Below are 11,660 nucleotides of genomic sequence, written 5' to 3'. Positions count from 1 at the left end.
TTGTTACGCACGAGTAACGTTTTAAAAGAAAAAAGAAAGAGGCTATGACGCTATGCTGGGATTAAAACAGGTTCACCATATTGCCATTATTGCGACAGACTATGCGGCGAGTAAGAGATTTTACTGTGATGTGCTGGGCTTTACGCTAATCAGCGAAGCCTACCGGGAAGAACGTGATTCCTGGAAAGGCGATTTGGCATTGAACGGACAGTATGTGATTGAGCTGTTTTCTTTTCCGTTTCCGCCGTGCCGCCCGAGCCGCCCGGAAGCTTGCGGTTTGCGCCATCTGGCGTTCAGCGTAGATGACGTGGAAAAAGCGATCGCTCACCTGGAAGCTCACCAGGTGAAGTGCGAATCCGTGCGAATCGATCCGTTTACCGGCAAACGCTTTACGTTTTTTAACGACCCGGACGGATTACCCCTCGAACTGTACGAGCTGTAAGGCTTGTCATTGTGGCGTTTGCCCGGTAACGTGCCGGGCAATGCCATTGTAAGAAACCATCATGACGACACTCACGTTGAACACTGCACTGCTGAATTCCCAATCGATTCTGGTCGCCTTTAGCGGCGGGCTGGACTCTACCGTGCTGTTGCATCAGTTAGTGCTGTGGCGAGCACAAAATCCTGGGGTTGTGTTGCGCGCAATCCATATTCATCACGGATTAAGCCCCCATGCAGAGGGTTGGGTGCAACACTGTGAGTCGGTATGTGCGCAGTGGCAGGTGCCGCTGGTGGTTGAGCGGGTCCATCTTGAGGATGATGGGCTGGGCATTGAAGCTCAGGCGCGGCGAGCACGCTATCAGGCATTTGCGCAGACTTTACTCCCGGGTGAGGTGCTGATGACCGCCCAGCATCTGGATGACCAGTGTGAAACTTTCCTGCTGGCGCTTAAGCGCGGCAGTGGTCCCGCCGGACTTTCCGCCATGGGGGAAAGCTCACCGTTCGCCGGGACCCGGCTGATCCGACCGTTGCTGGCGCAAACGCGAGAGGCGCTTGAAGCATGGGCGCGACAGCATGAATTATGCTGGATAGAAGATGAAAGCAATCAGGATGATACCTACGATCGCAATTTTCTCAGATTGCGCGTTACCCCCTTACTCCAACAGCGCTGGCCGCACTTCGCACAAGCCACGGCCCGTAGCGCCGCGCTGTGCGCTGAGCAGGAAAGTTTACTGGATGAATTGCTGGCCAACGATTTAGCCGACTGCGTCACATCCCATGGCGCACTGTTACTGGCACCGCTAATGATGATGAGCGATGTGCGGCGTGCCGCTCTGCTTCGTCGTTGGCTGGCGGGATTAAATGCGCCGATGCCTTCCCGTGATGGGCTGGAACGTATTTGGCAGGAAGTTGCGTTGGCACGGGAAGATGCTGCGCCCTGTTTTCGCCTTGGAGAATACGCGGTTCGTCGCTATCAGTCACAGCTGTGGTGGGTTAAATCGAACCACGGTCAAAGCGAAACCGTTCTTCCGTGGCCATGTTGGAAAACGCCGCTGACGCTGCCTGCCGGGTTAGGCTCAGTGCAGCTCATCTCTGCTGGCGAATTGCGCATGCCGCAAGCGGATGAAGCTGTCAGCATCCGTTTTAAAGCGCCAGGAGTATTGCATATTGTCGGGCGTAACGGTGGGCGGAAATTAAAGAAAATCTGGCAGGAACAGGGGATCCCACCCTGGCGACGAGATACCACGCCGTTGCTGTTTTATGGTGAAACGTTGATTGCAGCTGCAGGTGTTTTTGTGACGCGTGAGGGCGCGGCGGTAGATGAAGAAGGTGTAAGTCTGATTTGGCATGTCTGATGGTGCTGCGCTTATTCGGCCTACTCTCCAGAAGATATGTAGGCCGGATAAGGTGCAAGAAAAGTTAAGATTCGCTGACTACCACGGTACCGATTTGCGGGTGGCTGAAGCTGGCAATTTTGTCGAGGCGAAGCTCCCGGGTTTCGCCCGCGACATCTGCGACCAGATATTCCACGTTTTTGCGTGAAACCAGGTCATTCGCTTTCGCCTGCAAAACTTCGCCATCTTTTAGCGCCAGCGTCAGTAACAAATGGTGCTGGCAGGCGAGTTCTAGATTATCGTAATCATCGCAGTTGATGGGTTGATATGTTTCATTCATTGACATAATCGCTCACCAGTAAGTTCGCGGCAGCATAGGCCGCTTTTTCCCTGACCGACTCTGGAAGGGCGTTGTCTGTCGCCACTTCATTAAGCACCTTCAATACGCAACCCAGCGCATCCGGGATATACCCTAAATCTCCGCTGGCGATTTCCGCGTACCGCTTGCGTATTAACTCACAATATTTTTCCACATGCCCTCCTGTCAGCACTCTGACTTAACCGTGGATGCAAGTCTAAGCCTACGAAGATAAACTCTGTTTAGCAAGGTGACTATACCATACTCATTCAAGCAATATCAGCGCCTTGATACAGGAGCAGTTAGCAGCCTTTTGCCGTAGTTTTCGCTACAATGTGCGCCTGATTCGAAAGGAGTTCTCTCATGGCGCTTAAAGCGACAATTTATAAAGCCGTTGTCAACGTCGCGGATCTTGACCGCAACCAGTTCCTCGACGCGGCCTTGACGCTGGCGCGTCATCCCTCTGAAACCCAGGAACGCATGATGCTTCGTCTGCTGGCCTGGATTAAATATGCCGATGAACGGCTGCAGTTCACGCGTGGCCTGAGTGCGGAGGATGAGCCTGAAGCATGGTTGCGTAACGACCATCTGGGCATCGATCTCTGGATTGAGTTGGGTCTGCCGGATGAGCGTCGTATTAAGAAAGCCTGTACCCAGTCCGCTGAGGTAGCCCTGTTTGCTTACAACAGCCGTGCGGCTCAGATCTGGTGGCAGCAAAACCAGAGCAAGTGTGCGCAGTTTAAAAATCTTACCGTGTGGTATCTGGATGATGAACAGCTTGCACAGCTGAGTGACTTTGCTGGTCGTACAATGGCGCTACAGGCGACTATTCAGGACGGTGCTATCTGGCTGTCCGATTCTCAGAATAATCTGGAAGTTCATCTGGCCGCGTGGCAGCCGCGTTCATGATCGTTATATCCCGAAATGTCGCTATCCCAGATAACGAGCTGGAAATCACGGCGATTCGGGCACAGGGCGCGGGCGGTCAGCACGTTAATAAGACCTCGACGGCTATCCATTTGCGCTTTGACATTCGGGCCTCTGGGCTGCCAGAGTATTATAAGGAACGTTTGCTGGCTGCCAGCCATCATCTGATTACAGGCGATGGCGTGATTATCATTAAGGCGCAGGAATACCGTAGCCAGGAGCTAAATCGGGAAGCGGCAATCTCCCGGCTGGTGGCGGTGATAAAAGAATTAACCGCTGTGCAAAAAAGCCGACAGGCAACTCGCCCTACGCGCGCCTCGAAAGAGCGCAGGTTGTCATCGAAGGCGCAAAAATCCACAGTGAAGGCACTGCGCGGGAAAGTTCGTCGAACGCAAGACTGACGAGCGGGAATTAAAATTTATAAGGAATTCATAGTGAAAACAGCAATATTGTCCGTAGTCGCTGCATGTACGCTCTTTTCCTTGATCGGCTGTAACAACCGTACTGAAGTTGAAGTACTACAGCCGACGCGGGCGGCAGAATTAAAACCGATGCAGCAAAGCTGGCGCGGCATTTTGCCTTGCGCGGACTGCGAAGGGATTGAAACTTCTCTGTTCCTGGAAAAAGACGGCACATGGGTGATGAACGAACGCTACCAGGGCGTACGGGATGAACCGTCCTCTTTTGCCTCTTATGGCACATGGGCGCGTACAGCCGACAAACTGGTCCTGACGGACAGTAAAGGCGAAAAATCGTACTACCGCGCAAAAGGTGAAGCGCTGGAAATGCTCGATCGTGAAGGTAATCCGATAGAGTCGCAGTTCAACTACACCCTCCAGCCAGTTTCCGCCAGCTTACCAGTGACGCCAATGCCGATGCGAGGGATGTACTTCTATATGGCTGACGCGGCAACTTTCACTGATTGTGCGACGGGTAAAAGAGTCTCTGTCGCGAACAATGCACAACTGGAGCGAGATTATCTGACTGCGCGTGGTGCAACGGATAAGGCAGTTCTGCTTACGGTGGAAGGGCACTTCACGATGGAAGAAAATCCTGATACGGGCGCGCCAGTGAAAACCTTAAGAGCGGATAAAGAAATTAAGTTTATCCCTGGCCAGAGTTGCGCTGATTGATCTGCTGCTTATAAAAACTGTCCGGCGATCGCCCGGGCAGTTTTTCCTTATCGGGTCAATCCAACAAAACGGCTGGTTTTGATATAAATCCCTAACTTCAGGTGGCCGACATACTGTAGCTGCGTTTCAGACTTAAACGCGGAAATATCACCTTCGCGCATATGCATCAGGTCGGAAGGGCTAATCCAGCCCGACTGCGCCAGCGTTAGCGGGTGTCCGGCGGTGGCAAACGCATCGGTTACGAATTCGGAGCAAAACCACGCCTTCTTTTCTCCCTCGCTGATATTGCTCAACTGGGCTTTTGCCAGCCCGCTAACGCATTGCTGGCGAAAATCCGCTGAGAAAGGATTCAACGAACATATTTGCCGGGTCACCATAAACGGAATAAATTCGACGATGCCGCGGTAGTTATAGCCGCTATCTTTGATTTTATAAGCGAATGTTTTGATTTCTTCGGCCTGCTGCGGAGTGAGGTCGGGTACCCGCAGAGCAAAAAGCTTATCACTGTGATTTTCAGCCTTTTTGAGCGAAACGATTTGTACTCCCGCCCCGGTGGCTTCGGCAACTTCATTACCGCCAAGGTAAACGGCCACATGGCTGACAGAAGAGGTGCTGAACGCGCGAATACCCAATGAGGTCACCCCAAGACTGGAGGAGAATAGCAGGTCGCCTGGCCTGAGGTCGGTATCAGTAATTTCATGCAGCGCTTGATCGGTAAATGAGCTTTGATGCTGGAGTTTTACCTCCCATTTCTTTGCCTGGGCATCAACAGCCTTTGCCGATGAATTTTGCTGACTGACGTCAATCGTGCAGGCTGAAAGCAGAAGACAGAAGAGGAGGTGCAGGCGGTAATACGCCATTGGTTTAAGCATTTTATACAATCCATGTAAAAAAGGCCCTGATCCTCAGGGCCTTGCGCTGGTATTAGCCTTTAATAGCTTTGACCAGGTAGTCGACGATGTCACCTGTTTTAATCAGCTGCTTCTCGCCATTACGACGGTATTTATATTCGATATCGTCGTTGTCGAGGTTACGGTCGCCCAGCACGATAGTGTGCGGAATACCGATCAGCTCCATATCGGCGAACATCACGCCCGGACGCTCTTTACGATCGTCCATCAGCACTTCGATACCCTGCGCGCGCAGTTCAGCGTACAGCTTCTCAGCCAGCTCCTGAACGCGGTAGGATTTGTGCATGTTCATCGGCAGAATCGCCACCTGGAAAGGCGCGATAGCGTCTGGCCATACAATGCCGCGATCGTCAAAGTTCTGTTCAATAGCTGCAGCAACCACGCGAGTGACACCGATGCCGTAGCAGCCCATGGTCAGCGTCTGGTTACGACCATCTTCGCCCTGAACGGCGGCTTTCATCGCTTCAGAGTATTTGGTACCCAACTGGAAGATGTGGCCCACTTCGATACCGCGTTTGATCATCAGCGTACCTTTACCGTCCGGGCTCGGGTCGCCTGCAACCACGTTACGGATGTCAGCTACTTCCGGCGTCGCCACGTCGCGATCCCAGTTGATACCGAAATAGTGCTTACCGTCGATGTTGGCGCCGGCGGCAAAATCGCTCATTACCGCAACGGTACGGTCGATAACTACCGGAATCGGCATGTTCACCGGCCCCAGAGATCCCGGACCTGCTTTCACCAACGCGCGAATTTCTTCTTCGGTGGCGAAGGTCAGCGGACTGGCAACCTGCGGCAATTTTTCCGCTTTGACTTCGTTCAGCTCGTGATCGCCGCGAACCAGCAGGGCAATCAACGGAGATTTGCTGCCTTCAACCGCTTTCACCAGCAGGGTTTTCACGGTTTTCTCGATCGGCAGGTTGAACTGTTCAACCAGCTCGGCGATGGTTTTCGCGTTCGGCGTATCAACCAGCGTCATTTCCTGGGTTGCCGCTGCGCGCGGTTCTTTCGGCGCAAGCGCTTCGGCAAATTCAATGTTGGCCGCGTAGTCGGAGGAGTCAGAGAAGATCACGTCATCTTCGCCGCTCTGCGCCAGTACCTGGAATTCATGAGAGGCATTGCCGCCGATGGAGCCGGTGTCAGCCTGGACTGCACGGAAATCCAGGCCCATACGGCTGAAGATTTTGCTATATGCGGTATACATCGCATCATACGTTTCCTGCAGGGATTCCTGAGAAGTATGGAAAGAGTAGGCATCTTTCATCAGGAATTCACGGGAGCGCATCACGCCAAAACGCGGACGGACTTCGTCGCGGAATTTAGTCTGGATCTGATAGAAGTTCAGCGGCAGCTGTTTGTAAGAGCTCAGCTCATTACGGATCAGGTCGGTGATCACTTCTTCATGCGTTGGACCGAGTACAAACGAACGATCGCCACGGTCAGCAATACGCAGCAGTTCCGGGCCGTATTGTTCCCAACGGCCGCTCTCTTCCCACAGTTCAGAAGGCTGAACGACCGGCATCAACACCTCGATCGCACCGGCGTTGTTCATTTCTTCACGCACGATGTTTTCGACTTTTTTCAGGACGCGCACGCCGGTCGGCAGCCAGGTATATAACCCTGAGGCCAGCTTGCGGATCATCCCGGCGCGCAGCATCAGCTGGTGGCTGATGACTTCGGCGTCGGCAGGTGTCTCCTTCAGAGTGGAGAGCAGATATTGGCTAGTACGCATGTTGTTACGGTTCCAGTTGAACGATCGAACAGGCTCAAAACGAGCCTGGCACAAAACAAAAGTGGTTTAGTTTACCAGCGAGAAAGGGATGTCAAAAGAGTACACGACGCAAATTAGCGGGCTTCCAGCGCAAAGACCTCAAATCCTGCCGGCGTGACGCGCCAGCGGACGTTAAAGTCCAGCAGCCAGACGGCATAGGTTTTGCCTTCTTCCTCATTTTTACGGTAGGCAGGACGCGGATCCTGCGCCAGCACTTCGGCAATAAACTGACGAAGATGCGGATAACGCTTTTCGAGCGTTGGTAGTTGCTCAGCAAGTTCGTCACTGAACGTCACGTCTACGCTGGCCTGGGGGGCATTCTGTGCATAGCTGGCGCGCGCGTCGGGCAGCGACTCGGCAAACGGCAGATACGGTTTAATATCAATGACCGGCGTGCCATCAACAAGATCCAGTCCACCGAGCTCAAGGATTACATGCTCTTTATGACAGCGAATACCCCGCAGCTCAACTAACGACATGCCAACAGGGTTAGGACGAAACGTTGAACGCGTGGCAAAGACCCCCATTCTGGCGTTGCCGCCCAGGCGAGGAGGGCGCACGGTTGGACGCCATCCACCCTCCATTGTCTGGTGAAAAACAAAAATCACCCACAAATGACTGAAGGCTTCCAGGCCGCGAACGGCATCGGCCTGGTTATAGGGTGCGAGCAAATGCAGTTCGCCGCTGGCACTTTTCACCAAACCTGGCTGACGTGGAACAGCGAACTTTTCTTTATAAGGTGAGCGGATAACGCCTATTTGCTCGAACTGAAAATGGCTCATTTCGCCGTAATGTTCAGTGCAGAACCGATACAAACCGCCTGGCGATAGCAACCCGGCGTTCCGCTGGTTACTTCGCAACTGTGCAGCAATACCGCATTTGCTTTCATTTTAGATGCGTTAATCTGCATGCGTTTGCGTGCGGTTGGAATGCTTGGAGGGGAATCCTGGTTGGATGCCTGGCAGGATTCGCCGCTGACTTCGCCGAGATCGCGGAACGGTTTGCCCACTAAATCTTCAGCGTTAGTAATGATTCTTACCGGCGTCGCGCGCGGTGCTTTTGGTTTTTCCGGCTCCGCTTTAGGTGGGGTAGCGGTGCTTTGAACGGGTTCAACAGGGGATCTGCTTAACATAGAACAGCCGCTCAGCATGAGTGCTACTAAACAGATCGGTAAAGCACGCATAATATTTCCTCAATGAATGATCTAAACGTCAGATATTGAATCAGGTGCTTGCATAAATGACAAGACGGGCAAGCGCCCGTCCTGATGATATTACAGATTCTGGAAACAGCCTAAATTTACCAGCCCTTAACAGCACCGCCGTTGAAGACTTTATTTGCCGCTTCGTATACTTCGTCAGACTGGTATGCCTGAACGAATTTCTTCACGTTTTCAGCATCTTTGTTGTCTTCGCGCGTCACAATCAGGTTTACGTACGGGGAATCTTTATCTTCAACAAAAATACCGTCTTTTGCCGGCGTCAGGCCGATCTGGCTGGCGTAGGTGGTGTTGATGACCGCCAGTGCGATTTGTGCATCGTCCAGGGAACGTGGCAGTTGCGGCGCTTCCAGCTCAACCAGCTTCAGGTTTTTCGGGTTTTCAATCACGTCCAGCGCGGTCGGCAGCAGGCCAACACCGTCTTTCAGTTTGATTAAGCCCACTTTTTGCAACAGCAGCAGGGAGCGGCCAAGGTTAGTCGGATCGTTTGGAATCGCCACCTGTGAACCATCCTGCAGTTCATCCAGTGATTTGATTTTTTTGGAGTAGCCCGCAATCGGGTAAACAAAAGTATTACCTGCGGCAACCAGTTTGTAACCGCGATCTTTGATCTGCTGATCCAGGTACGGTTTATGCTGGAAGGCGTTGGCATCGATATCGCCTTTGCTCAAGGCTTCGTTAGGCAGGACGTAATCGTTAAACGTGACCAGTTCAACGTCCAGGCCGTATTTTTCTTTTGCTACTTTCTGTGCGACTTCGGCAACCTGCTGCTCTGCGCCAACAATAACGCCCACTTTGATGTGGTTAGGATCTTTTTCATCCTGACCGCAACCCACAAGTGCCAGAGAACCGATCAGGGCTCCAACTGCCGCAAAGGTTTTGAATTTGAACGCCATGCTTATTTCCTTTTCTTAATGAGTTTTTTGTGTTGTGTGCAACGTTATTTGTGCGTGACAGCCCGGACGATGCGATCGCCGGATAACTGAATTAAATAAACCAGAACGACGAGCAATACCAGCACTGTATTCATTACGGTAGCGTTGTAGCCAATGTAACCGTACTGATAGCCAATCTGCCCAAGACCACCGGCACCAACGGCGCCCCCCATCGCGGAGTAACCAACCAGCGTGATGAGGGTTATGGTGGCCGCATTGACCAGTCCAGGCAGCGCTTCTGGCAGTAAAACCTTACGTACAATCTGCAGCGGCGTGGCGCCCATCGCACGGGAGGCCTCAATCAGCCCGGTTGGAATTTCGAGCAGGGCGTTTTCCACCATACGGGCGATAAACGGCGCGGCGCCGACGGTCAGTGGGACGATAGCGGCCTGCAGTCCGATGGATGTGCCAACAATCATGCGGGTGAATGGAATCATCCATACCAGCAAGATAATGAACGGGATGGAACGGAAAATATTAACCAGCGCAGAGAGTGTACGGTAGAGCTTCGCGTTCTCAATGATTTGCCCCGGGCGCGTGACGTACAGCAACACGCCAACCGGCAAGCCAATCACAAAACCAAAAAAACCGGACACAAAGGTCATTGCCAGCGTTTCCCATACGCCGCGAACCAGCAGCCACATCATCGGCTCAGACATAACCCAGTACCTCTACTTTTACATGGTGTTCCTGCAACCAGTTAATGGCTGCTTGTGTATCTTCCTGTGTACCGTGCATTTCAGTCAGCATGATGCCGAACTTCACACCGCCGGCGTAATCCATCTGCGCGCTAATAATGTTGTTATTCACATTAAAGCGGCGGGCCGTCTCAGAGAGCAATGGCGCATCAACGGAATGACCGGTGAATTCCATGCGTAGCATTGGCACGCTGTCTGCTTCTGGCTCGGCTTTTAACCGTTCCAGATAATCTTCCGGGATATCAAGGTGCAGCGTGGACTGAATAAATTTCTGTGCCAGCGGCGTTTTCGGGTGTGAGAACACTTCGCTGACGGTGTCTTGTTCAATCAGTTCACCATTACTGATGACCGCCACGCAGTCACAAATGCGTTTTACAACGTCCATCTCATGGGTAATCAGCAGAATGGTGAGTCCCAAACGACGGTTAATGTCTTTCAATAATTCCAGAATCGATCGGGTTGTTGCCGGATCGAGTGCGCTGGTTGCTTCATCACACAGCAGCACTTTGGGATTGCTTGCCAGCGCACGGGCGATCGCCACACGCTGTTTTTGTCCACCGGAAAGGTTGGCCGGGTAGCTGTCGTGCTTGTCGCCAAGACCGACTAAGTCCAGCAGCTCTGTTACACGGCGTTTAATTTCTTCTTTCGGTGTGTTATCCAGTTCCAGCGGTAGCGCGACGTTGCCAAACACGGTGCGGGAAGAGAGCAGGTTAAAGTGTTGGAAAATCATGCCGATTTGACGGCGAGCTTTGGTCAGCTCTGACTCAGAAAGCGTCGTGAGCTCCTGACCGCCGACCTGGACGCTGCCTTCGGTTGGGCGTTCAAGTAAGTTAACGCAGCGGATGAGCGTACTTTTACCTGCACCGGAGGCGCCAATGACGCCATAAATCTGCCCGGCAGGAACGTGCAGGCTGACATTATTAAGCGCCTGAATGGTGCGAGTCCCCTGCTGGAACACTTTGGTGATATTCGAAAGTTTTATCATTAGTTATTTATTATCGTAATTAAGTTAGTCGTGGCATTTTCGTCTGTCAGGGACGGTCGAAGCCGTCAACAAGATGGATGTTAAGGCATCCAGACGTCTAAATCAATCTAGCTTTGCACGATGAGCACTTTCTTGCCCGCCGAAACATGCGATACTAGGGCCACATGCCTTATTCAGGAGCTATAAAAGGTGGCAAAATCTGTACCCGCAATTTTTCTCGACCGTGATGGCACCATTAATGTGGACCACGGTTACGTACATGAGATTGACGAGTTCGAGTTTATCGACGGCGTTATTGATGCCATGCGTGAACTTAAAAATATGGGTTACGCGCTGATTGTCGTGACGAACCAGTCTGGTATCGCTCGCGGTAAATTTACTGAGGCACAGTTTGAAACGTTGACCGAATGGATGGACTGGTCGCTGGCCGATCGCGACGTTGATCTGGACGGCATCTACTATTGTCCGCATCACCCGCAGGGTACTGTAGAAGAGTATCGTCAGGTTTGCGACTGCCGTAAACCGCATCCTGGAATGTTGATCTCCGCCCGAGACTTCCTGCACATCGATATGGCCGCTTCTTATATGGTGGGCGACAAAATAGAAGATATGCAGGCGGCGGCAGCTGCGAATGTTGGCACGAAGGTTCTGGTGCGCACGGGGAAACCTGTTACGCCGGAAGCAGAAAATGCGGCGGATTTGGTCATAAATAGTCTGGCAGACCTGCCAATGGCGATAAAAAAGCAGCAAAAGTAAGCGTAATGGATAAAAGGTGAGCGGTTGAAACAAAAAAGCATTTTTCCGCTTGTCTTCCTGATTCGACTCCCTATAATGCGCCTCCATCGACACGGCGGATGTGAATCACTTCACACAAACAGCCGGTCCGGTTGAAGAGAAAAACCTGAAAATGAGGGTTGACTCTGAAAGAGGAAAGCGTAATATACGCCA

General features: G+C 52.3%; 15 protein-coding genes. 6 read left to right on the top strand and 9 right to left on the bottom strand.

What is annotated here, in order from left to right; genetic code table 11:
* Nucleotides 1–52: 52 nt before the first annotated feature.
* Together ACU8YC_RS21295 and tilS are read left to right on the top strand one after the other, a co-directional pair.
* Nucleotides 53–442, top strand: a complete 390-nt coding sequence (locus ACU8YC_RS21295) for a VOC family protein (RefSeq protein WP_151216802.1) — start codon at nucleotides 53–55, stop codon at nucleotides 440–442.
* A 61-nt stretch (nucleotides 443–503) separates the two neighbouring features.
* A complete protein-coding gene (gene tilS, locus ACU8YC_RS21290) occupies nucleotides 504–1,796 on the top strand; it encodes a tRNA lysidine(34) synthetase TilS (protein WP_446895708.1) in 1,293 nt (430 codons plus the stop codon).
* Between the two features lie 64 nt (nucleotides 1,797–1,860).
* Here the strand turns inward: tilS and rof are convergent, their stop codons facing one another.
* Nucleotides 1,861–2,121, bottom strand: coding sequence for a Rho-binding antiterminator (gene rof / locus ACU8YC_RS21285; RefSeq protein ID WP_003018503.1), 261 nt, complete (start codon nucleotides 2,119–2,121; stop codon nucleotides 1,861–1,863).
* On the bottom strand, nucleotides 2,108–2,308 hold the full coding sequence (locus ACU8YC_RS21280; protein WP_151216804.1) for a YaeP family protein: 201 nt from the start codon (nucleotides 2,306–2,308) through the stop codon (nucleotides 2,108–2,110). The genes rof and ACU8YC_RS21280 overlap by 14 nt, the downstream gene beginning before the upstream one ends.
* Before the next feature lie 188 nt (nucleotides 2,309–2,496).
* Here ACU8YC_RS21280 and ACU8YC_RS21275 point away from each other — a divergent pair, with 188 nt between their 5' ends.
* The 3 genes from ACU8YC_RS21275 to nlpE are packed head-to-tail and all read left to right on the top strand — an operon-like array spanning nucleotide 2,497 to nucleotide 4,193.
* Complete coding sequence (locus tag ACU8YC_RS21275) at nucleotides 2,497–3,042, top strand: YaeQ family protein (protein WP_151216805.1); 546 nt, start codon at nucleotides 2,497–2,499, stop codon at nucleotides 3,040–3,042.
* Nucleotides 3,039–3,461 carry an alternative ribosome rescue aminoacyl-tRNA hydrolase ArfB gene (arfB, locus tag ACU8YC_RS21270; protein WP_151224588.1) on the top strand — a complete coding sequence of 141 codons (423 nt, stop codon included), beginning with the start codon at nucleotides 3,039–3,041 and terminating at the stop codon, nucleotides 3,459–3,461. The genes ACU8YC_RS21275 and arfB overlap by 4 nt, the downstream gene beginning before the upstream one ends.
* Nucleotides 3,462–3,491: 30 nt before the next feature.
* Complete coding sequence (gene nlpE / locus ACU8YC_RS21265) at nucleotides 3,492–4,193, top strand: envelope stress response activation lipoprotein NlpE (RefSeq protein WP_151216807.1); 702 nt, start codon at nucleotides 3,492–3,494, stop codon at nucleotides 4,191–4,193.
* A 47-nt stretch (nucleotides 4,194–4,240) separates the two neighbouring features.
* On the opposite strand, the gene ACU8YC_RS21260 is transcribed toward nlpE, so the two are convergent.
* From ACU8YC_RS21260 to metN, 7 genes are all read right to left on the bottom strand, one after another.
* Nucleotides 4,241–5,065 (bottom strand): YaeF family permuted papain-like enzyme, encoded by an 825-nt coding sequence (locus ACU8YC_RS21260; RefSeq protein ID WP_151224589.1) that lies wholly within the window; start codon nucleotides 5,063–5,065, stop codon nucleotides 4,241–4,243.
* A gap of 52 nt (nucleotides 5,066–5,117) precedes the next feature.
* Nucleotides 5,118–6,836 (bottom strand): proline--tRNA ligase, encoded by a 1,719-nt coding sequence (gene proS / locus ACU8YC_RS21255; RefSeq protein WP_187253762.1) that lies wholly within the window; start codon nucleotides 6,834–6,836, stop codon nucleotides 5,118–5,120.
* Nucleotides 6,837–6,949: 113 nt separating this feature from the next.
* Complete coding sequence (tsaA, locus tag ACU8YC_RS21250; protein WP_151216810.1) at nucleotides 6,950–7,657, bottom strand: tRNA (N6-threonylcarbamoyladenosine(37)-N6)-methyltransferase TrmO; 708 nt, start codon at nucleotides 7,655–7,657, stop codon at nucleotides 6,950–6,952.
* On the bottom strand, nucleotides 7,654–8,058 hold the full coding sequence (rcsF, locus tag ACU8YC_RS21245; protein WP_151216811.1) for an Rcs stress response system protein RcsF: 405 nt from the start codon (nucleotides 8,056–8,058) through the stop codon (nucleotides 7,654–7,656). Before rcsF ends, tsaA begins: the two co-directional genes overlap by 4 nt.
* A gap of 116 nt (nucleotides 8,059–8,174) precedes the next feature.
* Nucleotides 8,175–8,990 carry a methionine ABC transporter substrate-binding lipoprotein MetQ gene (gene metQ / locus ACU8YC_RS21240; protein ID WP_151216812.1) on the bottom strand — a complete coding sequence of 272 codons (816 nt, stop codon included), beginning with the start codon at nucleotides 8,988–8,990 and terminating at the stop codon, nucleotides 8,175–8,177.
* Nucleotides 8,991–9,034: 44 nt separating this feature from the next.
* Nucleotides 9,035–9,688, bottom strand: a complete 654-nt coding sequence (locus ACU8YC_RS21235) for a methionine ABC transporter permease MetI (protein ID WP_003018471.1) — start codon at nucleotides 9,686–9,688, stop codon at nucleotides 9,035–9,037.
* Entirely contained in the window at nucleotides 9,681–10,712 is a 1,032-nt protein-coding gene (gene metN, locus ACU8YC_RS21230; protein ID WP_003018468.1) for a methionine ABC transporter ATP-binding protein MetN, read from the bottom strand. The genes ACU8YC_RS21235 and metN overlap by 8 nt, the downstream gene beginning before the upstream one ends.
* Nucleotides 10,713–10,901: 189 nt before the next feature.
* Here metN and gmhB point away from each other — a divergent pair, with 189 nt between their 5' ends.
* Nucleotides 10,902–11,468 carry a D-glycero-beta-D-manno-heptose 1,7-bisphosphate 7-phosphatase gene (gene gmhB / locus ACU8YC_RS21225; protein ID WP_042312133.1) on the top strand — a complete coding sequence of 189 codons (567 nt, stop codon included), beginning with the start codon at nucleotides 10,902–10,904 and terminating at the stop codon, nucleotides 11,466–11,468.
* The last annotated feature ends 192 nt before the right edge of the window (nucleotides 11,469–11,660 follow it).

The organism is Citrobacter sp. VF227, from assembly GCF_052950715.1.
Note: the sequence above shows the minus strand (reverse complement) of the source record. Positions and strands in the feature narration are given on the sequence as shown.